The sequence below is a fragment of the Nocardioides sp. genome (assembly GCF_024509035.1).
Classification (GTDB): domain Bacteria; phylum Actinomycetota; class Actinomycetes; order Propionibacteriales; family Nocardioidaceae; genus Nocardioides.
The window spans coordinates 1-25,678 of the sequence record NZ_JANINT010000222.1 but is presented as its reverse complement, the minus strand read 5'-3'; the positions used below and the strand labels follow the sequence as shown (position 1 = coordinate 25,678).

The 25,678-nt window shown below is 73.9% G+C and carries 26 protein-coding genes; 12 read left to right on the top strand and 14 right to left on the bottom strand.

The window, feature by feature from the left end:
• Positions 1–192: 192 nt before the first annotated feature.
• From Q0L15_RS15820 to Q0L15_RS15805, 4 genes are all read left to right on the top strand, one after another.
• Entirely contained in the window at positions 193–879 is a 687-nt protein-coding gene (locus tag Q0L15_RS15820) for a DUF6518 family protein (RefSeq protein ID WP_296605414.1), read from the top strand.
• Between the two features lie 79 nt (positions 880–958).
• Positions 959–1,480, top strand: coding sequence for a 2'-5' RNA ligase family protein (locus tag Q0L15_RS15815; protein ID WP_296605413.1), 522 nt, complete (start codon positions 959–961; stop codon positions 1,478–1,480).
• Between the two features lie 4 nt (positions 1,481–1,484).
• Positions 1,485–2,054: a M23 family metallopeptidase gene (locus tag Q0L15_RS15810; RefSeq protein ID WP_296605412.1), complete on the top strand. Its 570-nt coding sequence runs from the start codon at positions 1,485–1,487 to the stop codon at positions 2,052–2,054.
• Positions 2,051–2,632, top strand: coding sequence for a pentapeptide repeat-containing protein (locus Q0L15_RS15805; protein WP_296605411.1), 582 nt, complete (start codon positions 2,051–2,053; stop codon positions 2,630–2,632). The genes Q0L15_RS15810 and Q0L15_RS15805 overlap by 4 nt, the downstream gene beginning before the upstream one ends.
• Here the strand turns inward: Q0L15_RS15805 and Q0L15_RS15800 are convergent.
• Entirely contained in the window at positions 2,629–3,201 is a 573-nt protein-coding gene (locus Q0L15_RS15800; protein WP_296605410.1) for a TetR/AcrR family transcriptional regulator C-terminal domain-containing protein, read from the bottom strand. The genes Q0L15_RS15805 and Q0L15_RS15800 overlap by 4 nt on opposite strands.
• Positions 3,202–3,320: 119 nt before the next feature.
• Between Q0L15_RS15800 and Q0L15_RS15795 the strand changes: the two genes are divergently transcribed.
• The 3 genes from Q0L15_RS15795 to Q0L15_RS15785 are packed head-to-tail and all read left to right on the top strand — an operon-like array spanning position 3,321 to position 5,246.
• Entirely contained in the window at positions 3,321–3,935 is a 615-nt protein-coding gene (locus Q0L15_RS15795) for a biotin transporter BioY (RefSeq protein ID WP_296605409.1), read from the top strand.
• A gap of 7 nt (positions 3,936–3,942) precedes the next feature.
• The gene (locus tag Q0L15_RS15790; protein WP_296605408.1) at positions 3,943–4,635 is read left to right on the top strand and encodes an ABC transporter ATP-binding protein; all 693 of its coding nucleotides are present in this window, start codon (positions 3,943–3,945) and stop codon (positions 4,633–4,635) included.
• Positions 4,632–5,246, top strand: a complete 615-nt coding sequence (locus Q0L15_RS15785; protein WP_296605407.1) for an energy-coupling factor transporter transmembrane protein EcfT — start codon at positions 4,632–4,634, stop codon at positions 5,244–5,246. Before Q0L15_RS15790 ends, Q0L15_RS15785 begins: the two co-directional genes overlap by 4 nt.
• Before the next feature lie 102 nt (positions 5,247–5,348).
• On the opposite strand, the gene Q0L15_RS15780 is transcribed toward Q0L15_RS15785, so the two are convergent.
• A complete protein-coding gene (locus tag Q0L15_RS15780) occupies positions 5,349–6,029 on the bottom strand; it encodes a helix-turn-helix domain-containing protein (RefSeq protein WP_296605406.1) in 681 nt (226 codons plus the stop codon).
• Between the two features lie 94 nt (positions 6,030–6,123).
• On the opposite strand from Q0L15_RS15780, the gene Q0L15_RS15775 reads away from it, so the two are divergent.
• The 3 genes from Q0L15_RS15775 to Q0L15_RS15765 are packed head-to-tail and all read left to right on the top strand — an operon-like array spanning position 6,124 to position 8,362.
• On the top strand, positions 6,124–6,570 hold the full coding sequence (locus Q0L15_RS15775) for a hypothetical protein (protein WP_296605405.1): 447 nt from the start codon (positions 6,124–6,126) through the stop codon (positions 6,568–6,570).
• Positions 6,567–7,190 carry a GTP cyclohydrolase I FolE gene (gene folE / locus Q0L15_RS15770; protein WP_296605404.1) on the top strand — a complete coding sequence of 208 codons (624 nt, stop codon included), beginning with the start codon at positions 6,567–6,569 and terminating at the stop codon, positions 7,188–7,190. The genes Q0L15_RS15775 and folE overlap by 4 nt, the downstream gene beginning before the upstream one ends.
• Entirely contained in the window at positions 7,187–8,362 is a 1,176-nt protein-coding gene (locus Q0L15_RS15765; RefSeq protein WP_296605403.1) for an FAD-dependent oxidoreductase, read from the top strand. The genes folE and Q0L15_RS15765 overlap by 4 nt, the downstream gene beginning before the upstream one ends.
• Positions 8,363–8,431: 69 nt before the next feature.
• On the opposite strand, the gene Q0L15_RS15760 is transcribed toward Q0L15_RS15765, so the two are convergent.
• The 3 genes from Q0L15_RS15760 to Q0L15_RS15750 form a co-directional block, all read right to left on the bottom strand.
• Positions 8,432–9,088 carry an SDR family oxidoreductase gene (locus Q0L15_RS15760; protein ID WP_296605402.1) on the bottom strand — a complete coding sequence of 219 codons (657 nt, stop codon included), beginning with the start codon at positions 9,086–9,088 and terminating at the stop codon, positions 8,432–8,434.
• A 133-nt stretch (positions 9,089–9,221) separates the two neighbouring features.
• Positions 9,222–10,622, bottom strand: coding sequence for an amidase (locus Q0L15_RS15755; RefSeq protein WP_296605401.1), 1,401 nt, complete (start codon positions 10,620–10,622; stop codon positions 9,222–9,224).
• Between the two features lie 41 nt (positions 10,623–10,663).
• Entirely contained in the window at positions 10,664–11,209 is a 546-nt protein-coding gene (locus Q0L15_RS15750; protein WP_296605400.1) for an NAD(P)H-dependent oxidoreductase, read from the bottom strand.
• A gap of 75 nt (positions 11,210–11,284) precedes the next feature.
• On the opposite strand from Q0L15_RS15750, the gene Q0L15_RS15745 reads away from it, so the two are divergent.
• Positions 11,285–11,890, top strand: coding sequence for a TetR/AcrR family transcriptional regulator (locus Q0L15_RS15745; RefSeq protein ID WP_296605399.1), 606 nt, complete (start codon positions 11,285–11,287; stop codon positions 11,888–11,890).
• A gap of 11 nt (positions 11,891–11,901) precedes the next feature.
• Here Q0L15_RS15745 and Q0L15_RS15740 read toward each other — a convergent pair whose 3' ends face one another.
• From Q0L15_RS15740 to cimA, 4 genes are all read right to left on the bottom strand, one after another.
• Complete coding sequence (locus Q0L15_RS15740; RefSeq protein ID WP_366939584.1) at positions 11,902–14,244, bottom strand: excinuclease ABC subunit UvrA; 2,343 nt, start codon at positions 14,242–14,244, stop codon at positions 11,902–11,904.
• Between the two features lie 91 nt (positions 14,245–14,335).
• Positions 14,336–15,031, bottom strand: coding sequence for a VOC family protein (locus Q0L15_RS15735; protein ID WP_296605397.1), 696 nt, complete (start codon positions 15,029–15,031; stop codon positions 14,336–14,338).
• A gap of 51 nt (positions 15,032–15,082) precedes the next feature.
• Positions 15,083–15,874, bottom strand: coding sequence for a phosphatase PAP2 family protein (locus Q0L15_RS15730; RefSeq protein WP_296605396.1), 792 nt, complete (start codon positions 15,872–15,874; stop codon positions 15,083–15,085).
• A gap of 118 nt (positions 15,875–15,992) precedes the next feature.
• On the bottom strand, positions 15,993–17,585 hold the full coding sequence (gene cimA, locus Q0L15_RS15725) for a citramalate synthase (RefSeq protein ID WP_296605395.1): 1,593 nt from the start codon (positions 17,583–17,585) through the stop codon (positions 15,993–15,995).
• Positions 17,586–17,771: 186 nt separating this feature from the next.
• Here cimA and Q0L15_RS15720 point away from each other — a divergent pair, with 186 nt between their 5' ends.
• On the top strand, positions 17,772–19,853 hold the full coding sequence (locus Q0L15_RS15720; protein ID WP_296605394.1) for a GH92 family glycosyl hydrolase: 2,082 nt from the start codon (positions 17,772–17,774) through the stop codon (positions 19,851–19,853).
• A gap of 7 nt (positions 19,854–19,860) precedes the next feature.
• Here Q0L15_RS15720 and Q0L15_RS15715 read toward each other — a convergent pair whose 3' ends face one another.
• The 5 genes from Q0L15_RS15715 to Q0L15_RS15695 form a co-directional block, all read right to left on the bottom strand.
• Positions 19,861–21,447, bottom strand: a complete 1,587-nt coding sequence (locus Q0L15_RS15715; protein ID WP_296605393.1) for a serine/threonine-protein kinase — start codon at positions 21,445–21,447, stop codon at positions 19,861–19,863.
• 83 nt (positions 21,448–21,530) lie between these two features.
• Complete coding sequence (locus Q0L15_RS15710) at positions 21,531–22,571, bottom strand: iron-siderophore ABC transporter substrate-binding protein (protein WP_296605392.1); 1,041 nt, start codon at positions 22,569–22,571, stop codon at positions 21,531–21,533.
• Positions 22,572–22,627: 56 nt separating this feature from the next.
• The gene (locus Q0L15_RS15705) at positions 22,628–23,488 is read right to left on the bottom strand and encodes an ABC transporter ATP-binding protein (RefSeq protein WP_296605391.1); all 861 of its coding nucleotides are present in this window, start codon (positions 23,486–23,488) and stop codon (positions 22,628–22,630) included.
• Entirely contained in the window at positions 23,485–24,609 is a 1,125-nt protein-coding gene (locus Q0L15_RS15700) for an iron chelate uptake ABC transporter family permease subunit (RefSeq protein WP_296605390.1), read from the bottom strand. Before Q0L15_RS15700 ends, Q0L15_RS15705 begins: the two co-directional genes overlap by 4 nt.
• Positions 24,606–25,655, bottom strand: coding sequence for an iron ABC transporter permease (locus tag Q0L15_RS15695; protein WP_296605389.1), 1,050 nt, complete (start codon positions 25,653–25,655; stop codon positions 24,606–24,608). Before Q0L15_RS15695 ends, Q0L15_RS15700 begins: the two co-directional genes overlap by 4 nt.
• Positions 25,656–25,678 lie beyond the last annotated feature (23 nt).

Genomic DNA, 25,678 nt, shown 5'->3' with positions numbered 1-25,678 from the left:
GCAACCGGAAGCAGCCCGCAGCCCGACGTACATCAGGCGCCCTGCGCGCGCTGCGAGGGTCTCGACGGGCTCGACCAACGGCGACGACCTCGACCAACGGCGGGCCGAGGGCGGAGACGCACGGCACCCGAGGCCAAGCCCTCGGCACCTGAGACCGATGGATCCGCGCGCGAGCGGGACGAGGCTCGACGCATGACCACGATGCACGCGCCCGCCGTACTCCCCACCGCTCCATCCAGCGACTCCGTCGGCCTCGCCACCTGGTCCCGCGCAGCGGCAGCGCTGCCGATCGCGGCCGGCGCGGGTGTGGCGCTCGGCGTCGGGGACCTGTGGTGGAACATCCACTCCCCCGGCCCCTGGGCCACCGTCGCGAACTCCTGCGCAGCCTGGGGCCTGGCGCCCTTTCTGCTCGGCGCCGTTCTCACCCTCGTCCTCCGCACCGGAGCCGCGGTCGCGGCAGCGGCGGGCGTGCTGATGCTGGGCGTCGCGGTCGAGGCCTACTACGTCGCGGGGGTCGTCTGGCTCGGCGACGACCCGAGCATCGTGACGTCACCGGTCGCGCACTACTGGCTGGTCCTCTCGGTGATCGTGGGCTCGACGCTGGGCGTGGCTGGCGCGTGGGCAGCCGGCCGGTCGGCACTGCTGGCGGTCCTCGGCACCGCCGTCGGCGCAGCGCTGCTGCTCGGCGACGCCCTCCAGCTCTCGCAGCTCTCCTACGGCGAGGTTCCGTCCGAGGCCGGCATCCTGGCGTTCCTCGGCGTGCTCGTACTCGTGCTGGCGATGCGCCGGCCCTTGGTGGCGATCGGCGCCGCCCTGCTCACCGCTCCGCTGACGGTCGCAGCCGCTGCGTGTTTCGTGGGCAGCGGCGTCTGGATGTGAGCAGACCGTCGCTTCATACATGTGTATGTAGTTCTCGCCTCCCACCTGTGGCGAGGCGAACACCCTCTACGGTGGGCGGGTGTTCCCCGGTCATTCCGTGCTGCAGGTGCCGGTGCCGCAGCTGGAGGACTTCGTGCGCGCGCGGACGATGCACTACGACGCGAGCTACCTCTCCCCTGACCCCAACCACGTGCACGCACACGTGACTGCGCTCGGGCCGTTCGCCCCTGAGCTCACCGACGACATCGAGCGGCGGGTGGCGGCGATCGCGGCGGAGACGCCGGCGTTCGACTTCGTGCTCGAGCGGGTGGCCACGTTCCCGGACGGGATCATCCACCTCGTGCCCGACCCGGACGAGCCGTTCCGCAAGCTCACGGCGCGGCTGGCGGCGGAGTTCCCCGAGCACCCGCCGTACGAGGGCAGGTACGGCGACGTCGCGCCGCACCTGACGCTGGACCTCAGGTCCCACACCGTCACCGAGAACACGACGCGAGCACTGCTCGAGGGCGTGCTGCCGGCTCGGTGCCGGGCGACCCGGCTCGACCTCGCGTGGTACCAGCCGCATGCCACGGGACTGCGTCGGTCGTGGCCGTTAGCGTGAGGCCATGCGCCTCGGACGTCTCGCCGCCCTCGCCCTCGCTCTCGCCCTGGTCGCGAGCCTGACCGGCGCCGCGAGCGCGCGTGACCCGCGCTGGGTCTTCTACTCCCAGGACAAGACCTACTACACGTCCCCGTGGTTCCAGGGCGCCCACCGGATCATGATCCCGTTCGGCTGCACGACCGCGCCCTACTACTCCCCCGACAGCCGGTGCCGCGACGACAACGGCTTCCACCACGGCATCGACATCGCGATGCCGTGCGGGACTCCGTTGTACGCCGGGGTGCGGCTGCGCGTCATGTCGCACGCGTCCCTCGGCTCGGCGTACGGCGACAACCCCGTGCTGCTGCGCAACCGCAAGTTGGGGTTCGACCTCGTCGTCGGCCACACGCGCAAGGTCTACGTGCAGCCCGGAGACAAGGTGAAGAAGGGCACGATGTTCGCCCGCGCCAACGACCGCGGCGCTCCCGACGGCTGCCACCTGCACTTCGAGAAGCGCGCCGTCGGCGGCGGTCTCTCGACAGCCGTCAAGCCACGCGAGCTGCTGAAGCTCACGCCGCGCGAGACATCGCAATGAGCGAGCACCTCAGGGACCTCGACTGGTACGCCGAGGACCTCGGCGCGAGGTCGTTCGTCGACGTCACGTTCACCGAGGTCGACCTGACCGAGAGCGTCAGCAAGGGCGCGACGTTCGAACGCTGCACGTTCCACAACTGCCGCTTCAACTCCTCGACCCACGTGGCGTCGGCGTTCGTGTCCTGCGACTTCCGCCGCACCAGCTTCTTCGACGCGATGCTCGACGGCTGCAAGCTCACCGGGTCGGTGTTCTCCGAGTGCACGTTGCGGCCGCTGTCGGTGCGCGGCGGTCAGTGGCTCGGCGTCAGCCTGCGCGGCGCCAACCTCGCGGGGCTCGAGCTCGACGACCTCGACCTGCGCGAGGCCGACCTGTCGATGGCCGACCTCACCGGCACCTCCCTGCGTGGCGCCCGGCTGGCCGGAGCGACCCTGCGCGAGACGAACCTGGCCGGCGCCGACCTGCGCGGCTCCGATCTCACCGGCGTCGACCTCACGGTCGCGCGGCTCAAGGACACCAAGCTCGACCTCGCCGGCGCCGTGCAGCTCGCCGAGCTTCACGGCGCCCTCGTCGAGCCCTAGGCCGAACTCTGGGGAGACACGCGCTGGCGCAGCCGGATGCCGTCGAGCACCAGCGACAGGCCGAGCGCGAAGTCGGAGGACTCGCGCGGCTGGTCGTCGATCGCGCCGGCCGACCCCGCCTGCAGGTGGGTCTGCTCGTCGGTCACGTGGCCGAACACGAAGTGCAGGAGCGTCCGCGCCGCGGTCGGCACCAGCGCCGCGTCGAGGCCACCGTCGGCGAGCGCGGCGACCAGCTCGTCGTACGGCGCTGTGGCGCCCAGGCCGAAGGAGTACGCCGTCGCCACCAGCTCGGCGCCGTCGCGGTAGGCCAGCATCGCGTCGCGCAGCTCACCGCAGACGGTGGCGACCCGGTCGTCCCAGGCGGCCGGCCGCGGGCCGTGGGCGGCGCGCGCGAGCACCTCGTCAGCGACGGCCGCCAGCAGCGTCTGCTTGTTGGCGAAGTGGTGGTAGAGCGCGCTGGGCTGGACCCCGAGCTCGGAGCCGAGCCGGCGCATGGTCAGGTCGGCGAGACCGTAGGCGTCCAGCACCCCGACCGCCCGGTCGACCACATCGGCCCGGTGGTAGCGCATGTCACACCTCTCCTGGTCTCCTGGAGGCCGAACGTCCGTTGACCGCCCCTGTCACGAACCTTAACCTGAACACCGTTCACCTGACCACCGTTCAGGTGCGTGACCCGAAGGATCCGAGCATGACCATGGCCGAGACCGCCGACAGCACCACGCCCGCCGACGCCCCGGCCCGGCGACGCCGCTCCACCACCACCGACATCGCGCTGATCGCCGCCTTCACCGCGCTCATCGCCGCCTGCGCCCTGGTGATCGGCATCCCGGTCGGCGGCGGGGGCGTCGACATCACGCTCCAGACCTTCGGGGTGATGCTGGCCGGCGCCGTGCTCGGGCCCGTCCGCGGCTTCCTCTCGGTCGCGCTCTACCTCCTGCTCGGCGCCGCGGGGCTGCCGATCTTCGCCGGCCACAGCTCCGGCCTCGGGTCCTTCACGAGCGTGAGCGCCGGCTACCTGTGGTCCTTCCCGATCGCCGCGCTGCTCGCGGGCCTGCTCGTGCAGTACGTCGGGCGGAGCCGCCGCACCAGCGCGCTCGTCGTCTTCCTCTGCGCGGTGCCGGGGATGATCGTCAACCACCTCGCAGGCGTCTACGGCATGAAGCTGTTCTTCGACACCGACTGGCGCACCGCGTTCGAGTACGACGCGCCGTTCTGGCTCGGCGACGTCGTCAAGATCCTGGTCGTGGCACTGGTGGCCGCCGAGGTGCACAAGGCGTTCCCCCACCTCCTGCGGCGCGGCTGAGCCGGTCGTGTCGATCGTCTTCGAGGGCGCCGGCCTGACGGTCGACACACCCGACGGCTCGCGGGTCGTGCTGGCACCGACGACGCTCGAGCTCGCCGAGCACCGGATCGCGGTCGTCGGCGCCAACGGATCGGGCAAGTCGACGCTCGCGCGGATGATCAACGGACTGGTCGCGCCGAGCGCGGGCCGGGTCCTCGTCGACGGCTTCGACCCCGCACGCGACGGCCGCGAGGTGCGTCGCCGAGTGGGGTTCTGCTTCACCGACCCCGCCGCCCAGCTGGTGATGCCTACCTGCGCGGAGGACATCGAGCTGTCGCTGCGCCGCACCGTCAAGGATGCCCACCTCCGGCGCCAGCGGGCGCTCCAGGTGCTCGAACGCCACGGGCTCGTCGACCACGCCGACGCCAGCGTGCACACGCTGTCGGGAGGCCAGAAGCAGCTGCTGGCACTCGCCGGCGTCCTGGCGGTGGAGCCGAGCGTCGTCATCGCCGACGAGCCCACGACGCTGCTCGACCTCGCCAACACCCGGCGCATCGGCGACCTGCTCCTGGGGCTCGAGCAGCAACTGGTCCTCGTCACCCACGACCTCGATCTGGCCGCGCGCTGCGATCGCGGCATCGTGGTCGCCGACGCCCGCGTGGTGTACGACGGCCCCGCTGCGGCCGCCGTCGACCACTACGTCGCGAGCGTGCCGGCGTGAGCACCCCGCTCCTGCTCGGCGTCTACCAGCCCGGGTCGACGGTGCTCCACCGGCTGCCGGTGTGGGTCAAGGTGCTCAGCCTCGGGGCGCTGTCCCTCACGATCGTGCTGGTCCGCGACGTCCGGGCGGCGGTGGGCTTCCTGGCGCTGGCCCTGGTCCTGGCCGCCATCGGGAAGGTCGCCCTGCGGACGTTGGCCCGGAGCACCCGCGGGATCCTCGTGATCGCCGTCATCGCCAGCGCGCTGCAGTGGTGGGCCGCCGGGCCGGACAAGGCGGCCGAGACCCTGCTCGACCTCATCTCCTTGGCACTCCTGGCCTTGACCGTGACGGCGACGACGCTGGTCAATGCGATCCTCGACTCGCTGATCCGCGGCATCGGCCCCTTGCGTCGCGTCGGGGTCGACCCCGAGCGCGTGGCCCTCACGATCGGCCTGGCCATCCAGGCCATCCCCGGGACCGTCGCCCTCGCCCTCGAGACCCGCGACGCCGCCCGGGCGCGGGGCCTGGGCAGCCACCCGCGCGCCTACCTCACGCCGTTCGTGATCCGCGTGGTGGCCCGGGCCCACGAGACCGGCGACGCCCTGGCGGCCCGCGGCATCGGCGACGACTGACCCACCACTCACGTTGACCCGCCCGAAACTTCACGACGGGTCAACGCACGATGTCGACAAACCACGTTGACCCGCCCGAAAGTTTCGGGCGGGTCAACGTCTTCAGCGCGGGCGGACCTTCACGCAGCACAGCCCCTGCTCGGGCTCGAGCGCCGCGTCGAGCGACTCGCAACCCAGGCCCTCGAGGACCCCGCCGACCAGACCCAGGTTCATCCCGCACACCAGCTCGACGTGGTCGCGGGCGAGCCGGTCGAACGGGCAGTTCGACAGGCACAGGGTGTCGTCGCGCCGGTGCGGCTCGTAGCCCTGCGCGGCAAGCGCTTCGGCCGCCCGCTCGAGCTCACCGCCGGCGCCGACCTGCGCCGCTTCTCCGATCGCGCGGCCCCGTTCCCCCGCGACGCTCACCACCGCGCGCTGGACCGGGACGCCGGCGCGGGTCGACTCGTCGATCGCGGCGGCCAGCACGTCGCCGACCAGGTCGTACTGGCGCGCGGGCAGCGACACCGACACCTCCCGGTCGGAGCGCCGGTAGAGCTTCGAGGGCCGCCCCGCTCCGGGGCCCGTGCGGCCCGAGAGCCGTCGGTACTCCACCTCGAGCAGCCCCTCCTCGACCAGCCGGTCGAGGTGGAACTTCGCCGAGTGCAGCGGCAGCTCGCACGCCGCCGCGGCCTGCTCGCGGCTCACCGGCTCGGGCTGCGCGGCGGCGTACAGGTACAGCGCCCGTCGCGCGGGCTCGGCCAGCGCACCGACCCCGCTGACCGCGGCCTCGAAGTCCTGACTCACGGGCCGACCCTATCTCTAAGAGAGCCATCCATTGACAAAAGAAGCATCGCATCTCTAACGTCAAAACAACAGTCCTTTAGAGATGGAGACCCCGATGGCCGACACGCACACCACCCGGAGCACCGCCGGCGGCACCACCGCCCCGGCCACGACCGACGTCGGCGCCCACCGCGCCTACCTCCTGCTGCGCACGGTGTTCACCGTGGCGCCGATCGCCTTCGGCCTGGACAAGTTCGCCGGGATCCTCACCGACTGGGAGGACTACCTGGCCCCGTGGATCAACGACCTCGTGCCCGGCTCGGCCCACGACGCGATGCTGCTGGTCGGCGTCATCGAGGTCGTCGCCGGCGTGCTCGTGGCGCTCGCGCCGCGGATCGGCGGGTACGTCGTCGCGCTCTGGCTCGCCGGCATCATCGTCGACCTGGTCTCCATGGGCGACTACTACGACATCGCGCTGCGCGACTTCGGCCTGCTCGTCGGCGCGCTCGCCCTCGCCCAGCTCGCCGCCACGCACGCCCCCCGCGGCGGGGTGCAGCGATGAGCAGCGCCGCCCACGAGGCACGCACCCGCTGGCGCCCCCGGGTCTCGCCGCCACCCGCCGAGGTCGACCTCGACGCCGCCGAGGAGGCCGCCGCGACGCTGCTGCGCTCCCTCGGGCTCGACCTCGACACCGACGAGATGGTCGAGACGCCGCGCCGACTGGTCGCGGCGTACCACGAGCTGCTCACCGGTCCCGACGTCGACCTCACGACGTTCCCCAACACCGAGGGGTACGACGAGCTCGTGCTCGTCGCGAACATCCCGGTGCGCTCGGTGTGCGAGCACCACATGCTGCCGTTCGTCGGGGTCGCGCACGTGGGCTACCTGCCCGACGAGCGCATCCTCGGGCTCTCCAAGTTCGCCCGCCTCGTCGACCTGGTCGCCCGGCGCCCGCAGACCCAGGAGCGGCTCACCACCGAGGTCGCCGACCACCTGACCACGCACCTGCAGCCGCGTGGCGTCGGCGTCGTGATCGAGGCCGAGCACACCTGCATGAGCCTGCGCGGCGCTCGCGCCCAGGGCACCCGCACGGTCACCTCCGCGCTGCGCGGCGCCCTGCGCGATCCCGCGGCCCGGGCGGAGTTCCTCTCGCTCGCGCGCGAGCAGGGGGCGCGGCCATGAGTGCGCCTGTCCTGATCGTCGGCGGCGGCCTGGCGGCGGCCACCGCCGCGGCGACGCTGCGCGAGTCGGCGTACGACGGCGACGTCGTCGTCTACGCCGCCGAGCCGCACCTGCCCTACGAACGACCGGGGCTGTCCAAGGGCTACCTGATGGGCGAGAAGGACGCCGACAGCCTGCTCGTCCACCCGCCGTCGTGGTACGCCGAGCACGACGTCGAGGTGCGCACCAGCACCCGGGTCGAGTCGATCGACCCAGGAGCTCACACCGTCACCGCCGACGGTGCGAGCCAGCCCTACGCGAAGCTCCTGCTGGCGACCGGCGCCACCCCACGCCACCTGCGCGCCGCCGACGAGAGCGGCGCACCGGTGGCCTACCTGCGCACTCGCGAGGACAGCGACCGGATCCGGTCGGCGCTGGCCCCCGGGCGCAGGATCGCGGTCCTCGGCGGCGGCTTCCTCGGCCTCGAGGTCGCCGCCGCCGCTCGTGCCGCCGGGGCGGAGGTCACCGTGCTCGAGTCGCTGGACCAACCGCTGCTGCGGGTCCTCGGCCCGGAGGTGGGGGCGGTCTTCGCCGACCTCCACCGCGAGCACGGCGTCGACCTCCGCCTCGGCGTCCAGGTCACCGGCTTCGACGGCGACGGCCGCCGGGCGCGGCTGACCGTGGACGGCTCCCCCGCCGTGGACGCCGACCTGCTGGTGGTCGGCATCGGCGCCACGCCGGACGTCTCCCTCGCGGCGGCGGCCGGCCTCCCGGTCGACGACGGGATCGTGGTGGACTCGCGGATGAGGACCTCGCACCCGGACGTCTTCGCCGCCGGCGACGTGGCCCGGGCCCACCACCCCGTCCTCGGGCGGTCGATCCGGGTCGAGCACTGGGACAACGCGATCCGGCAGGGCCGCGTCGCCGGGCACGTGATGGCGGGCGTCGACGACGAGGCGCGCGACCTGCCGTACTTCTTCACCGACCAGTACGACCTCGGCATGGAGTACGCCGGCAGCGTCGGGCCGGACGGCTACGACGAGGTCGTGCTCCACGGCGACGTGCCCGGCCGGGTGTTCCGGGCCTACTGGGTCGCCGGCGGCACCGTCGTGGCGGCCATGCACGTCAACGACTGGGACGCGAGCGAGTCAGTGCGGGCGGCCGTCGGGCGGCGCGTCGCCGAGCTCGTCTAGCTCGGGCTGTTCCGCCCGGGTGGGGGCACCGGTCTGCGCGGCCTGTCCCGTGCCGCCAGCGACCGTACGTCACCCCACGTACGGGATCTCGGAGCGCCAGCCGTCCTCGTCCTGACGGGCCGCGGCGAGGATCGCCTCGGCGACCCGGTCGGGCGTGAACGGCCCGTCCTTGGCGAGGACGCCGCGCACGGTCACCGAGACCGCGCGGATGCCGTCGGGCTCGAGCGTCGCGTCGAGGCTCTGCACGAGGTTGCGCAGGCCCGCCTTCTGCACGCCGAGCGAGGCGGCGCGGGCCGAGGGCTGGTCGGCGGCCATGCTGCCGGTGGCGGTCACCCGGGCGCCGGCGGACATGAACGGCCGCGCGGCCTGGACGGCCACCAGCAGCGCACCGACGCCGAGCGTGGCGTCCTCGAGGAGCTCGGACACGCTCAGCTGGAGCGGGTCCTTCTCGCGGTAGGCGCTGGGGTTGAAGTGCAGCACGTCGATGCGCCCGGTGTGCTCACCGAAGCGGCGCACCGCCGCCCCGGCAGCCTCGGCATCGGTGAGGTCGGCGACCGCGTGTCCGACCGTCGCACCCAGGGCCTCCAGCTCGCCGGCCAGCCGGACGAGCTGCTCCTCGTCGAGCCCGAGCAGCCCCACGTCGTACCCCTCGCGGGCGAAGGCCCGCGCCACCGACCCGCTCACGCCCGGGCCCGCTCCGACGACGACGATCACCGGTCGACTCATGGGCTCACCCTAGGCCCGGGCAGCGGGCCGGCCTCGGACCCCGGCCCGACGCCCGGTCCATCCGCCAGCGTCCCGCTCGCGGGTGCCGGCGCGCAGAGCACACGTGCCCGTCCCTCGGGACCCGGGACCCGCGTCACCAGCCGGGCGGCCGCCGGTGGGCCCACGGAGCGGCGGCCTCGACCTGCGCCGACAGCGCGAGCAGCAGCTCCTCCTCGGCCGGCCTGGCCGCGAGCATGACGCCCACCGGCAACCCGTCGGGCGTCCGGTGCAGCGGCAGCGAGACCGCCGGCATGCCGGTGACGTTCCACGCCGAGGTCCAGGGGGTGAAGCGCTTCTGCGCCTCGAAGTCCGCCCCCGGGTCCTCGTCGTCGCGCATCGCACCGACCGGCAGGGGCGGGGTGGCGAGGGTGGGCGTCAGCACGGCGTCGTACGCCGCGAGCGCGGTCAGCGCTCCGGCGGCGTGGCGGCGCATCGCGCCGATCGCCAGCCCGAACTCCGGGCCGTTGACCTCGCGACCCGCGCCGGACAGCCACCGGGTCAGCGGCCGCAGCAGGTGCTCGCGCTCCGGCGGGACCACCGAGAGCGCGGTGAGCACCGCCCAGCAGACCTCGAAGACCGGCACCGCCTCGCGCGGCAACGGGACGTCGACGTCGACGACCTCGTGACCCAGCGACTCGAGCAGCCGCGACGCGTCCTCCCAGGCGCGCACGCACTCGGGGTCGATGTCGGTGTCGGTGATGACGGGCGTGATGAAGCGCGCGATCCGGAGCCGTCCCGGGTCGCGCTCGCAGGCGGCCAGGAAGCTCTCGGACGGAGGCGGAGCCCACGACGGGTCGCCGACCCGGCGACCGGCGAGCACGTCGAGCATCGCGGCGGCGTCGCGCACGGTCCGGGCGATCGGCCCGGCGGTCGCGAGACCGACCGGGTCGCCGTACATGGGGTGACCGCTGATCCGGCCTCGGGTGGGCTTGAGGCCGACCAGCCCACAGCAGGAGGCCGGGATGCGGATCGAGCCGCCGCCGTCGGAGCCCTGCGCCAGCGGCACCAGGCCGGCGGCGACCGCTGCGGCCGCCCCGCCCGAGGACCCGCCGGCCGTGCGGGTGCGATCCCACGGCGTCACCGCCGGTGGCGCCACGTCGGGCTCGGTGTAGCAGGGCGAGCCGAACTCGGGCGTGTTGGTCTTGCCGAGACTGACCATCCCCGCCGCCTCCATCGACAGCGTGACCCCGTCGGAGACCTCGGGCACGAAGTCGGCGAACGCCGCTGACCCGAAGGTCGTGCGCACCCCCGCGGTGAGGTTGAGGTCCTTGATCGCGGTCGGCACCCCGAACAGGGGCGAGGCGTCCTCCGGCGGCTCCCCCAGGGCCCGCGCCCGCTCCCGCGCCCGCTCGGGTGTCACCGTGACGAACGCGCCGACCGTGTCGAGACGGTCGGCGCGTTCGAGGTGGTGATCGACGAGCTCGAGCGGCGAGACCTCGCGGCGGCGCACGAGGGCGCCCTGCTCGAGCGCGGTCAGGTCATGGAGTTCGGCCACGACCCGACGCTAGTGCGTGATGCCGCGTCAGGGCAGGGGGCTCAGGCAGCGGCAGCGGTGTCGTACTCCGCGAGCGTCCGCACGGCGCGGTGCAGCTTCTCCAGCACCTCGGCGTCGGCGAGTGGGTCGACGTCGACGGTCGGCTGGGACACGGTGACGTCCTCGAGGACGACCGCGCCCGCGACGCCCGCGGAGCGAGCGGCGTCGGCGTGCGCCCACTTGCCGCCGTACGGCGTGGGGGTGGCCCCCACGACGGCGAACGGCTTGCCGACCATGGCGCCCGCGCCGTAGGGCCGCGAGAGCCAGTCGATCGCGTTGTTGAGGACGGCCGGCATCGTGCCGTTGTACTCCGGGGTGACCGCCAGGACGCGGTCAGCAGCGCCGACCCGCTCGCGCAGGCGCGCGGCCGAGGCCGGGATCGCAGTGGGGTGGTCGATGTCCTCGTTGTAGAACGGGACGTCCCCCAGGCCGTCGACGATGTCGACACTGACGCCCTCGGGCGCCTGGTCGGCCAGGACCTGGGCGATGCGGCGGTTGACGGAGTCGGTGCGCAGGCTGCCGACGAGGATCGCGATGGTGGTCGTCATGCAGGTGGAAACGGACCGCGGTCCGTTTTCTATTCCCAGCCGCCCTGTGGGCCCGCTCACTAGGGTGGCCACGCGATGTCCCAGACCGAACCCCTGCCCCTGCTCGGCGGCCCCCCGCCCGAGCGGCGCGACGCCGCGCGCAACCGCGAACGGCTCCTCGAGGCCGCGCGCGAGCTGGTCGAGCGCTACGGCGCGAGCGCGGTGACGATGGACGCGGTCGCCGCGGCGGCGGGCGTCGGCAAGGGCACGGTCTTCCGTCGGTTCGGCTCCAAGGAGGGGCTGATGGCAGCGGTGCTCAACCACTCCGAGACGCAGTGGCAGAGCCAGGTGATGTCCGGTCCTCCGCCGCTGGGGCCGGGAGCCCCGCCCTGGGACCGGCTGGTCGCCTTCGGCCACTCGCGGCTGGAGACCACGCTCCTGCACGCCGACCTGATCCGGGCGGCCGGGCACTCCGCCAGCCGCTCCTCGGCGGCCTACTCCTTCGTCGCCATGCACGTGCGCTTCCTGCTCGCCGAGCTCGGCGTGACGGGCGACCTGCCGATCCTCGCGACCGCGCTCCTGGCGCCGATGGAGATCCCGATCCTCGACCAGCAGGTGCACGTCGACGGGTTCCCCCTCGAACGGGTCCACGCCGGCTGGGTCGACCTGGCCCGGCGCATCGTCGGCACGCCCGGCCCCTAGAGAGCGACGCCTCAGGCCCTCGCGAGCCGGCGCGCGAGGTACGGCGCGGTCGCGCTGTCCGCGGCGCGCGCGACGTCGGCCGGGGTGCCGGTGGCGACGACCCGACCGCCCGTGTCGCCGCCACCCGGCCCGAGGTCGATGACCCAGTCGGCCGTGGCGACCGCGTCGAGGTCGTGCTCGACGAGCACGACCGTGTTGCCGGCGTCGACGAGCCGGTGCAGCTGCCGCAGCAACAGCGCGGTGTCCGCCGGGTGCAGGCCCGAGGTGGGCTCGTCGAGCAGGTACAGCGCGTGTCCCCGGCGAGCGCGCTGCAGCTCGGTGGCCAGCTTGATGCGCTGCGCCTCTCCGCCGCTGAGCTCGGTCGCCGGCTGCCCCAGACGCAGGTAGCCGAGCCCGACCTCGCGCAGCGTCGCGAGGCTGCGGGCCGCGGCCGGCACGTCGGCGAGGAAGTCGGCGGCCTCGTCGACCGGGAGCGCGAGGACCTCGGCGATGTTCTTGCCCCGGTAGGCGACCTCGAGGGTGTCCTCGTCGTACCGCGCGCCGTGGCACGTCGGGCACGGTGCGTACGACCCCGGAAGGAACATCAGCTCGACCGCGACGAACCCCTCGCCCTGGCAGGTCTCGCAGCGGCCCTCGGCGACGTTGAAGGAGAACCGGCCCGCGCCGTAGCCGCGGGCCCGCGCCTCGTCGGTCGCGGCGAACACCTTGCGCACCGCGTCGAACAGTCCCGTGTACGTCGCGAGGTTGGACCGCGGAGTCCGCCCGATCGGCCGCTGGTCGACGACGACGAGCCGGTCGAAGGAGGCGGCCGCCTCGGGATCGTCGGCGAGCACCTGGCTGACCAGGGTGGACTTCCCCGAGCCCGAGACGCCGGTGACGGCGGTCAGCACGCACAGGGGGACGTCGACCGAGACGTCGCGCAGGTTGTGTCGCGTCACGCCGGTCAGCGACAGCCAGCCCTGCGGCTCGCGGACCTCGTGGTCGAGCCGCTCGGCACGACCGAAGAGATGGGCGCCGGTGACCGACTCCGCGACCGCGTCGAGGCCGTCCACCGGGCCGCTGTAGAGCACCCGTCCGCCCCGGTCCCCCGCACCCGGCCCGATGTCGACCACCCAGTCGGCACGCCGTACGACGTCCAGGTCGTGCTCCACCACGAACAGCGAGTTGCCGGCGGACAGGAGCTGCTCGAGCACGTCGAGGAGCGGCTCGGCGTCGGCAGGGTGCAGGCCCGCGGACGGCTCGTCGAGCACGTAGACCACGCCGAACAGGCCCGAGCGCAGCTGGGTGGCGATGCGCAGGCGCTGCGCCTCGCCCGGCGAGAGCGTCGTCGAGCTGCGGCCCAGGCTCAGGTAGCCCAGCCCGAGGTCGAGCAGCACCTCGATGCGCGCGACGAGGTCGGTGCAGATGCGGACGGCGACCTCATGGGTCTCCTCGGGCAGCTCGGTGGTCGGTCGCAGCAGCGCGGCGACATCGGTGAGCGAGAGCGCGTTGACCTCGGCGATCGAGTGGGCGGCGTACGTCACCGCCAGCGCCTCCGGGCGCAGTCCGCTGCCGGCGCAGTCGGGGCACGGCGTGTCCACGACGAACCGCAGCGCGCGCTCGCGCATCCGCTCGCTCGTGGAGTCGGCCAGCACGTGCATGACGTGCTTGCGCGCGCTCCAGAACGTCCCGTAGTAGCCGTGGTCGATGCGATCGCGCTCCGGCTTGATGAGCACGGACGGCTGATCGTCGGTGAAGAGCAGCCAGTCCCGGTCCTTCTTGCGCAGCCTGCGCCACGGCTTGTCGACGTCGATGCCGAGACCGGCGACGATGCTGCGCAGGTTGGCGCCCTGCCAGGCCCCGGGCCACGCGGCGATCGCGCCCTCGCGGATGCTCAGCGACGGGTCCGGGACGAGGAGGTCCTCGGTGACGTCGTGGACGACGCCGAGGCCGTGGCAGCGCGGGCACGCACCCGCGACGGTGTTGGGCGAGAACGCCTCCGCGGCGAGGTGCTCGGCTCCGGCCGGGTAGTCGCCGGCGCGCGAGTAGAGCATCCGCAACAGGTTGGACAGCGTGGTGATCGTGCCGACCGTCGACCGCGACGTCGCCGCCGCACGCCGCTGCTGCAGGGCGACCGCCGGCGGCAGGCCGGTGATCTCCTGGACGTGCGGCGCGCCGACCTGCTGCAGCAGCCGGCGGGCGTACGGCGCCACCGACTCGAAGTAGCGACGCTGCGCCTCGGCGTACAGGGTGCCGAACGCCAGTGACGACTTGCCGGACCCGGAGACGCCGGTGAACACCACCAGCGCGTTGCGGGGGATGTCGACGTCGACGTGGCGCAGGTTGTGCTCGCTCGCCCCGCGGACGTGGACCATCTCGTCCGCGGGGTGGGCGAGGTCGGCGGGGTCGGCAGGGGTCACCGGGCTGCCGTACCCACCCGGGCCCGCGGGCACCGGCGCGCGCCGGCTAGCGCGGCGTGAGGAGGAACTCGTTGCCGTCGGGGTCGGCGAGCTCGACGCCGTCGAGGAGCGGTCCGATCTCGGTCGCGCCGAGCGCGGTGAGCCGGGCGACCTCCGCCTCGAGGTCGGTGGTGGCGAGGTGGAGGCGCTCGCGGTTCCGCCCGAGCTTCTCGGCCAGCGGCGGGCCGCCCCAGGAGATCTTGGTGCCGCCCTGGGGTGACTGGACGGCGGTCTCCTGGTCCTGGTCCCAGACCAGCGGCCACCCGAGTGCCTGGTGCCAGAACACGCCGACCGCGCGGGTGCCGTCGCCGCTCACCTCGCCGAGCACGCCGCAGCCGGCGAGGAACCCGTTGCCCGGCTCGATCACGCAGAACTCGTTGCCCTCGGGGTCGGCGAGCACGACGTGGCCCTCCTCGGGGAGCTGGCCGACGTCGAGGTGCCGCGCACCGAGGCGGAGCGCCTGCTCGACCGTCTGCTGCTGGTCACGGTCACCGTCGCTCGTGACGTGCAGGTGGAACCGGCCCGGGCCCGCCTTCTCGGTAGAGGTGGTGACCAGCTCCAGGCCGGCCTGCCCCGGGGCGCCGACCAGCAGGGCGCCGCCCGCCACGTCGACGACCTCGCGCCCCAGCAGCGGCGCCCAGAAGGCCGCCAGCCGGGCCGCGTCGCGCGCGTCGTAGGTCACCGCCACGAGATCCGAGGACACCTCCAGCACGGTAGGCGGTGCCGGGCCGTCGCGCAGCCCGATAACGGACCGTCAGGCCGACTCGGCTGCCGGCCCTCTCCCCGCCCGGCTCAGCACCAGGTCGGCCAGCACCAGCAGCGCGACGCCGACGACCGCGTCGACCCACCAGTGGTTGGCGGTGACGATGACGACCGCCACCGTGACGGCGGCGTGGGCCGCCGCGATCGCAGCCAGCCAGCGCGGCCCGGTGCGGGCCACGACGTAGGCGATGAGCACCGCCCAGCCCACGTGGAGGCTCGGCATCGCGGCGAGCTGGTTGGCCATCGCGCCGCTCGCGCCGTCGTAGGCAGACGGACCGTAGACCGCCATCGTGTCCACGAAGCCCCATTGCGGGAACATCCGCGGCGGCGCCAGCGGGAAGACGATGTGCACGACGAGCGCGGCGCCGGTCTGGATGATGAGCAGGTCGCGTGCCCAGCGGTACTCCGCGAGGGGACGCCGGGCGAAGCCCCAGACCAGGAACGCCGCCATCAGCGGGAAGTGCACGCCGGTGTAATAGACGTTCGCCAGCCGCAGCAGCCCCTCCGAGTGCACCGAGGCCTGGATCGCCGCCTCGGACGGCAGGTGCATCAGCTCCTCGACGCGCCGCACCAGCTCGGCGTGGAAGAACGCTTGGGAACGCTCGTCGGCCACGAGCGCGCGGCCGAGCTTGTAGACGCCGAACAGGACGGCCACCAGCGCGAGCTCGGTGAGCGCGCGGCGGGCGGAGCGCAGCGCCGGGGAGCCGCTCGTGTCGGTCACGGCGGCCGGGGCCGGCGCAGCCGCCAGCGACCGAGCGCGGTCGAAGTCGTCGATGGTGCCCATGCTCCTCCGGGGTCGTGGCGCCGCACGGCACCACCCGCCCCTGTCGACCTTACTCAGGCGCGGCGACGCCGGAGAGCGCGGGCACGGGATGTCCGCGACGTCTCACGGCCGAGCGCGCTCAAGCCTCGTGCTTGCGCAGCCCGAACGTCAGACCGTCGACGAGCGCGCCCCAGGAGGCCTCGATGACGTTGGCACCCACGCCGACGGTGACCCACGACGACTCACCGTCGCTGGTCTCGATCAGCACCCGGGTGATCGCGTCGGTGCCGTGCCCCTGGTCGAGGATGCGGACCTTGTAGTCGATGAGCTCGAACTTCGCGACCTGCGGGTAGGCCTGCACGATCGCCTCGCGCAGCGCGTGGTCGAGCGCGTTGACCGGGCCGTTGCCCTCGCCGGTGACGACGTAGCGCACACCGCCCGCCCTGAGCTTGACCGTCGCCTCCGAGACGGCCTCCTCGTCGGCGCTGCGCTTCACCAGCGTCTCGGTGATCACCCGCCACGACTCCACGTCGAAGTACGACGGGCGCGCGCCCTCCACCTCCTCGATGAGCAGCAGCTCGAAGGACGCGTCGGCCGCCTCGAAGGTGTAGCCGCGGTTCTCCAGCCGCTTGACCCGGTCTGTGATCCGCGTGACGAGCTCACGGTCGCCGGACAGGTCGAAGCCGAGCTCGCGGCCCTTGAGCTCGATGGAGGCGCGGCCGGCCATGTCGGAGACCAGCAGCCGCATGTCGTTGCCGACGCCGGCGGGGTCCATGTGCTGGTAGAGGTTCGGGTCGACCTTGATCGCGCTGGCGTGCAGGCCGGCCTTGTGCGTGAACGCCGAGCTCCCGACGTACGGCTGACGCGACGCGGGCGGGAAGTTCGTGACCTCGGCGACCGCGTGGGCGATGCGGGTGGCCTCGGTGAGCAGGCCCGGCGGCAGCACGCGCCGGTCGAGCTTGAGCTCGAGGTTGGCGACGACCGAGACGAGGTCGGCGTTGCCGGTGCGCTCGCCGTAGCCGTTGATCGTGCCCTGCACGTGGGTCGCGCCGGCGTCGACCGCGGCCAGCGTGTTGGCGACCGCGCACCCCGTGTCGTTGTGGCAGTGGATGCCGACACGCACCTGGGCGGTCTCGCGGACGTCGTGGACCACCTCGCCGACCCAGGACGGCAGCATGCCGCCATTGGTGTCGCAGAGCGCGATCACCTCGGCGCCCGCGTCGTACGCCGTGCGCAGCACCTCGAGGGCGTAGTCGCGGTTCGCGCGGTAGCCGTCGAAGAAGTGCTCGGCGTCGAGGAAGACCGTCTGCCCCTCCTCGCGCAGGTGCGTCACGGTGTCGCGGATCATCGCGAGGTTCTCCTCGAGCGTGGTGCGCAGCGCCAGCTCGACGTGACGGTCGTGGGACTTCGCGACCAGCGTGACCACCGAGGCGCCGCTGTCGCGCAGCGCTGCGACCAGCGGGTCGTCGGCGGCCTTGACGCCCGCGCGCCGGGTGGCACCGAACGCCGCGAGCCGCGCGTGCTTGAGGTCCAGCTCGGCGGCCGCGCGCCGGAAGAAGTCGGTGTCCTTGGGGTTGGCGCCGGGCCACCCGCCCTCGATGTAGCCCACGCCCAGCTCGTCGAGCTGCCGGGCGATCGACAGCTTGTCGGCGACGGAGAGGTTGAGCCCCTCCTGCTGCGCGCCGTCGCGCAGGGTGGTGTCGTAGACGTGGAAGGCGCCGTGGAGGTCCATCGGTTCTCTCTCGGGTTCAGGCAACAAAAAAACCTCTCGGAGACGAGAGGTTGGCGCGTCGAGGGGCTCGACGCGCTAGGAAATGATGATCTGCTGGTGGTGCACGCACTCATCGTGCCACGTCCGGCGCCCCACCGGGGAGCGGTCTCGCGATCCGGATCGCCGGCCTCGCCTACGATCGACCGGGTGCGTGCGACCCTTCCCGCCCTGCTCTGCGCGGGACTGCTGGGCCTCACGACCCCCACCGCGGCCGAGACCGCCGACCCGCTGGTCGGCACCGGCGGACTGCGTCCCTGGTTCAGCGGCAACACGACGCCCGCCGCGACGATGCCGTTCGGGATGGTGCAGCTCGGGCCGGACACCAGCGGAGGCGCGGCTTCCGGGTACGGCGCCGACGACGCCGAGATCCGCGGGTTCTCCCCCACCCACCTCTCCGGCGCGGGCTGCCCGGTCTTCGGCGACGCCCCGGTGCTCCCGGTCGCGGGTCGCCTGCCACGTGACCCCGGTGCCGCGACCCTCCCCCTCCGCCCGGGCACCGAGGCCGCCGCGCCCGGCCGCTACTCGGTGAAGGCCGGCGACGTGCGGGTCGACCTCGCGGCCACGACCCGCGCCGGCCTCATGCGCTTCACCTTCCCCGCGGGAGAGCGCGCCTCGGTCCTCGTGAAGGCCGACGGCAGCCTGACCGGCACGCGGAGCCACCGGGTGCGCTTCCCCAGCGACCACGAGGTCGCGGTGCGGGTGCGCAGCGGCGGCTTCTGCGGCCGGTCGAACCAGTACGTCGTGCACGTCCTCTACCGCTTCGACCAGCCGTTCCGGACGCGCGCGACGTGGGACGGCGGAGCGCGCGTGGGGTTCGGGCGCGAGCGCCGGGTCCGGGCCCAGGTCGCCGTCTCCTACGTCGATGCCGCCGGCGCCCGGCGCAACCTGCAGCGCGCCGCGGCCGGATGGTCGGTCGACCGGCTGGCGAGCGCCGCGGCCGCCGCCTGGGACACCGAGCTCGACCGGGTCGCCGTCACCGGCGGGGACCCCGCCGAGCGCGCGCTCCTGCGCACGGCTGTCTACCACGCGCTCCTGCACCCCTCGCCGGTCAGCGACGCCGACGGCCGCTACCCCGGGTTCGACGGCCGCGTGCACCGGCTGCCCCGCGGCGAGGTGCAGCTGAGCTCGATCTCGGGATGGGACCTCTACCGCACCCAGATGCCGCTCCTGGCCTGGCTCCGGCCCGACGTCGCATCGCAGGTCGTGCGGTCGCTGCTGCGCGACGCGCGGCAGGGCGGCTCGTTCCCGCGCTGGCCGGTCGTGGCCGAGGACAGCGGCGTGATGGAGGGCGACCCGGCCGGCCCGATCGCCGCGGCCGCCTGGGCCTTCGGTGCCCGGGACTTCCCGCTCGGCGAGGTGGTCGACCGCCTGGTCCGCCAGCCCCGAGCCGGCCTCGACGACTACCTCCGCCTCGGCTGGGTGCCGACCCCCGCGCACCGGTTCGGCGCCTCGATGACGCTGGAGTACGCCGCCGCCGACTTCGCCGTGTCGCGGCTCGCGGCGGCCGGCGGCCGCCGCGCGGTGGCGCAGCGCCTCCTCGACCGCAGCGGCACCTGGCGGTCGCTGCTCGCGGGCGACCTGCTCCGCGCACGAGACGCCGACGGCGCCGTCGTCGAGGGCGGCTTCGAGGAGGGCAGCCCCGTGCAGTACACGGCCGGCGGCGTGCCGCAGGACATGGGCGGACTGCTCGGATCCCTCGGCCCTGCCGACGAGGTCGCCGACAGGCTCGACTCCTTCGTCGCCGAGCTCAACGCCGGCAACGGGGAACGGGCCTGGCTCGGCAACCAGCCGTCCTTCCTGGCGCCGTGGTCCTACCACTGGCTCGGCCGGCCGGCCCGGACGCAGGACGTGGTCGACCGGGCCCGCGCCGAGCTGTGGTCGGCAGGGGCCGACGGGCTGCCCGGCAACGACGACCTCGGCAGCCTGTCGGCGTGGTACGTCTGGTCCTCGATCGGGCTCTACCCGCTCACGCCCGGCACTCCGAACCTCGCGGTCGGCGTGCCGGCGTTCGACTCCGTCGTGCTCCGGCCGCTGGGTCGGCCGGCGACCCGCATCGTCCGGTCCGGTGCGGGCGGTCACGTCGACCTCGTGCGCGTGGACGGCGCGGCGCGGACCGCGTCGTGGCTCGGCACCCGCCCTCGCCGGCTCGACGTGGTCACCACCGACGAGACCGACCCGGCGTGGGGCAGCGCCCCCGCCGATCGGCCGCCGTCCTACCCGGGCAGCTGAGCGCTGTCTACCCCGGCAGCTGAGCGCTGGGCCGGCCCTCGGCGGGCGCCCAGTCGGTGCCGCTGACGTCGGCGCGCAGCCCCAGGCCGAGGGCGGTCGCGGCCACGAGCAGCAGCGCCACGATCCAGCGACGCGGATCGGCGGCGAGCGGGTTGACCACGCGCCCGACCGGGCCGCGCACGCGGGAGCCGCCCGGGCCGAGCCACAGCGAGACGGTCAGCGCCGTGCCGCAGACGAACAGCGCCGGCGTGAGACCGGCCGCCACCGCGTAGCAGACGAGCGCCGCGGCCGTCGCCAGCCCGGCGCTCCACAGCGCGAGGAGCAGCGTGCCCGGCACCGACTGCACGAGGTGCCATGGCGCGGCGACGAGCAGCTGCACGCCGTCGTACCACTTGCGCCCGCGCAGGTCGCGGCGCTGGTCGCGGGCCGAGCCGGCCAGGGAGCCGCTGCGCATCAGCCACACGAGCACGAGGAGCACGGCCACCGTGAGCCAGGGGTAGGCCGCGCAACCGGCCCCCGACGCGAACGCCAGGCCGGCCAGCAGGGCGCCGCGGCGCAGCCGCTCGCCGAGCGGGACCCGCGGCGGTGCCAGGAGCGCGGGATCCAGCGCCCCCTCTCCCGGGGCGTAGGACGTGAGCGCCAACGTGTGCGGCTCGGCCGTGTCGTGGCCGGGCCACACGTCGGTCCGGTCGTCGGCCGCGGCCTGGGAGGCCAGCGCCAGCGGGACCGTGTAGGGGTCGTGCGGCGGCGCGGTCGGCGGCGCGGTGCGGCGCTCGCCGGGCCGGGTGGTGAGCGGGCGCAGCCAGGCGAGGATCTGCTCGAGGCTCGGCCGCACCTGCGGGTCGGGGTCGAGCGCGGCGGCCACGACCTGCTGGAGCTCGGCCGGCAGGCCGTCGAGGTCGAACTGCCCGCGCCGGACCCGGTCCATGATCGCCATCGAGGGGCCGCGGCCGAACGGCGGGTGGCCGGTGCCGGCGTAGGCGACGGTCGCCGCCCACGAGTGCACGTCGGAGGCGGCGGTCGCGTCGTCGCCGTAGAGGATCTCCGGCGCGAGGTAGCCCGGTGTGCCGAGCAGCCAGCCGGTGTGGGTGAGCTTGGGGTCGTCGGCGACCCGGGCCAGCCCGAAGTCGATGAGGATCGGGGTGCGCCCCTCCATCAGCACGTTGGACGGCTTGACGTCGCGGTGCAGCACGCCGACCGCGTGCACCGACGCGATGCCCTCGGCCAGGCACGAGGCGAGCCAGAGCAGGTCGGCACCGGTGACCGGACCGTCCTCGATCACGAGGTCGTGCAGCGACAGGCCGGGCACGTAGCGGGTCGCGACGTACGGCACCTCCGCCCACGGGTCGGCATCGACGATCTCGGCGACCCACTGGCTGCGGACCCGGGTCAGCGACCCGACCTCGCGGGCCAGCCGCTGTCGAGCCTCCTCGTCGCCGACGATGTGCGGGCGCAGCACCTTGAGCGCGACACGCTGACCGGCGGGGCCGCGCCGGGCCAGGTGGACCACGCCCATGCCGCCCTCGCCGAGCCGCGTGAGCAGCGTGTAGCCACCGATGGTGGCCACGGCGTCGTCACGGGGCGAGGTCGTCACGGTCCCGAGGCTACAAGTGCCGCGACCCTCCACCCGAGAGGACGGGCGGAGGGTCGCTGCGGTGCGGTGCCCCGTGGATCCGGTCAGGACGCGGGGATGGCCTCGGCCAGCGCCTCGACGAAGGTGTCGAGGCTGTAGGTGAGGGACAGCGCGGTCGGCGGGGACACCGACGACACGATCGCCTCACCGGCGACCGTGGCGACGCGGCCGTCGGCGAACTGCTCCATGGTGTTGTACGTCGGGTCGTCGGCGATCTCCTGGGCACGCTTCTCGTCCGCGACGTAGGACAGCAGGACGTCGGAGGTCAGCTTGTCCACGTTCTCGGTGCTGATCGTGTAGTAGAACGTCGACTCCTCGGTGTCGAGCTCGTCCACGCTGGGCGCCAGGGTGAAGCCGAGGTCCTCGAGGAACTGCACGCGGGGGTCGGCGCCGCGGTAGACGTAGAACGCGGAGGGGTCGATCGCGACGGCCGCGATCGTCCTGCCCTCGAACTCGGGGTGCTCCTCGGCGGCCTCGGCCACCTCGGCGTCGATGTCGGCGAGCACCTCGGCGGCCTCGTCCGCCTCGCCGAGCACCTCACCGACGGTCGTGATGACGTCGCGCCACGGCGTCGACCACGGCTGGTCGGGGTAGGCGACGGTCGGCGCGATCTTCGACAGCTTGGCGTAGTCGGCCTCGGTGATGCCGGAGTAGTTGGCGAGGATGACGTCGGGGGCCGCCGCGGCGATCTCCTCGAACGGCGGCGCCTCACCCGGGGTCAGCACCGTGGGCGTCTCGCCCAGCTCCTCGAACGCCTCCGCCTGCCAGGGCATGAACCCCTCGTCGTTGGCGCCGTACGTCAGGCCCTCCATCGCGACCGGCACGACGCCGAGCGCGATCGCGGCGTCGGGGCTGCCCCAGCCCCAGGTCGCCACGCGCTCGGGCTTCTCGGTGATCTCGGTGCTGCCGAAGGCGTGCTCGATCGTGACCGGGGCGAAGGCCTCCTCGCTGGTCGCCTCCTCGGCGGTGGCGTCGCTCTCGGACTCCTCGGAGCCGCAGGCGGTGAGGGACACGGCGACCAGGGAGGCGGCGATCGGGAGGGCCAGCCGGGACAGCGTCGGCCGGAACAGGGGAAGGGACGACACGTCCACTCCTCAGGGGTGCGGGACCGCGATGCGGTCGTGGTTAGGTAAGCCTAACCTTACACAGCATCGGCCGATGCGTGCAGCCGCGTCCGGCCCACGGGCACGACGAGGGGGCAGCCGGTCACCGGGTCGGCGATCACCCGCGCGTCGAGGCCGAACGCCGCGCGCACGCAGTCGGCGTCGAGCACCGCCTCCGGAGCGCCCTCGCGGACCACGCGACCCTCCGCCATCACCACGAGGTGGTGGGCGTAGCGCGCGGCGAGATTGAGGTCGTGGAGCACCATCACGACGGTCGTCCCCCGTCGCTCGTTGAGCTCGGCGAGCAGGTCGAGCAGGTCGACCTGGTGGGCGATGTCGAGGTACGTCGTGGGCTCGTCCAGCAGGAGGATGCTCGGGTCCTGGGCGAGCATCATCGCCACCCAGACCCGCTGTCGCTGGCCGCCCGAGAGCTCCTCGACGCGTCGCGAGGCGAGGTCCTCGGTGTCGGTCAGCGCGAGCGCTCGCGCGACCGCGTCCGTGTCGGCCGCGCTCCAGCGGCGGAACGCTCCTTGATGGGGGTGCCGACCGCGGCCGACCAGGTCCGCGACCGTGATGCCCTCCGGCGCGACCGGCTGCTGCGGCAGGAGCCCGAGGACGGCGGCCACGTCGCGGGGTCGCAGGCCGTGGAGGTCGCGCCCGTCGAGCTCGACCGCACCGTCGACCGGTCGCAGGATCCGGCCCAGGCCGCGCAGCAGCGTGGACTTGCCGCAGCCGTTCGCGCCCACGATCACGCTCACACGGCCCATCGGGACGTCGAGGTCGACGCCGTGCACGACCCGGCGTTGGTCGTAGGCGAGGTGCACGTCCCGGGCCGCGAGCGAGGTCGCTCCCGCACCCTCGCGCCGCTGCGGCACACGCCGCACCACTCGATCGGTCATGTCGTCGGTCTCCCTCCGGTGGCCATCAGCCAGATCAGGTAGGGCCCGCCCACGGCCCCGGTCACCACGCCGGCGGGCACCGACAGGTCGGCCGGCAGCAGGTGCTGGGCGACGACGTCGGCGCCGACGACCATCACCACGCCCACGAGCGCCGACGCTGCCAGGGCCAGCGAGCCGTCGCCGAGCAGCCGCCGTGCGACGGGCGCGGCGACGAACGCGACGAACGCGACCGGCCCGGCCGCGGCGGTGGCCGCGCACGCGAGGGCGATGCCGGTCACGATGACGGCCGCGCGCACGAGCTCGGGACGCAGCCCGAGCCCCGCGGCCAGGTCGTCACCGAGCAGCAGCAGGCCGAGCCCGCGCGCGAGCAGCGCGACGACCGGCACCAGCACCGCCAGGGCCAGCGCGAGCAGCCGCACCGTCGACCAGTCGGCCTGGGCCAGGCTGCCGGTCATCCAGAGCAGGGCGGCCTGGGCCTGCTGCACCTCGCTGCGGGTGAGCAGGTAGCCCACGACCGCGGTGCACACGTAGGCGACGCCGATGCCGGCCAGCACGAAGCGATGTCCGGCCATGCCGCCGCGCCACGCCACGGCGTACAGCAGCAGCCCGACGAGCACGCCTCCGAGGAGCGCGGCACCGGAGACGGCGACCCCGGTCAACCCGCCGAGGAGCAGGGCGGCCACCGCGCCGGCGCTGGCGCCCTGGGAGATGCCGATGACGTCGGGACTCGCGAGCGGGTTGCGCAGCACCGACTGGAACAGCGCCCCGGCCAGGCCGAAGGCCACCCCGACGAGGACACCGAGCAGGAGGCGCGGCAGCCGCAGCTCGACGACGATGAAGTGGGCCGAGGGATCGTCGGCGCCCACCAACGCGCCGACGACCTGGCCGACCGAGAGCCGGAACTCCCCCAGCATCAGCGCGCTCGTCGCGAGCACCACGACGACGACCGTGAGCAGTCCGAGCACCGCCGTACGCCGGGCGTGCCGGCGTCGCCGCGAGCGCCGCAGCTGCGCGGCGGCGGTGCCGACCGCGATCTCGACGGTGCTCAATGCGGGGTCCCCGCGGAAGTGTGGGCTGGAGGAGCGCAGCGGGGGAAGCCCGCAGTTTCGTGGGGTGTTCATGCGGCGATCCCGCGCGACCGGCGCACGATCGCGATCAGCACGGGCGCGCCGATCACCGCCACGACGAGACCCGCCTCGAGCTCGCCGGGGCGGACGACCAGGCGGCCGGCGATGTCGGCGACGAGCAGCAGCACCGGGCCGAGCAGGATCGAGAGCGCGACGATCCAGCGGTAGTCGGGCCCGACCAGGACTCGCGCGAGGTGCGGCACGGCCAGCCCGACGAACGCGATCGGGCCGACCATCGACACCGCTGAGCCGCACAGCAGGACGACGGCCGCGACGACGAGGACGCGACCGCGGGCGACGTCCTGGCCCAGCCCCCGGGCGACGTCGTCGCCCAGCGCGAGGGCGTTGAGGACCCGGCCGGACGCCAGGGCGAGCAGCAGCCCGACGACCACGAACGGCAGCACGCTGACGAGCACCGACAGGGGGCGGTTGGCCAGCGAGCCGACCTGCCAGAACCGGTAGTCCTCGAGCGTCTGCCGGTCGGTGAGCAGCACGACGGTGATGATCGAGGTGGCGGTCGCGGTGAACGCGGCACCGATCAGCGCCAGCTTGAGCGGGGTCACGCCCTCCCAGCCGAGCGAGGCGGCGCCGTAGACGACCACCGCGGCGATCGCCGCCCCGGCGAAGGCGAACCACACGTAGCCTGACACCGAGGTGACGCCGAGTCCCGCGATCGCGACGAGCACGGCCAGGGAGGCGCCGGAGCTGATACCGAGCAGGCCCGGGTCGGCGATCGGGTTGCGGGTCACGCCCTGCATGAGCGCGCCCGCCGCGCCCAGCGCCGCTCCCCCGGCCAGACCGATCAGCGTGCGCGGCACCCGCAGGTCGCGGACGACGTGGTGGTCGGCGTCACCCGACACCGGGTCGACCAGCGCGGCCCAGACCTGGCTCGGCGCGATGTCGCGGGCGCCCCACATGAGGCTCGCCAGCACCGCGAGCGCCAGCATGCCGAGCAGCGCGAGCGCAGCACCCGCCCCGCGCGAGCGCGCGGGCGCGAACGGGGGCGCGGATGCCGCGTCCGGCACATGCACAGTGGCCACCGAGTTAGGGTAGCCTCACCTAC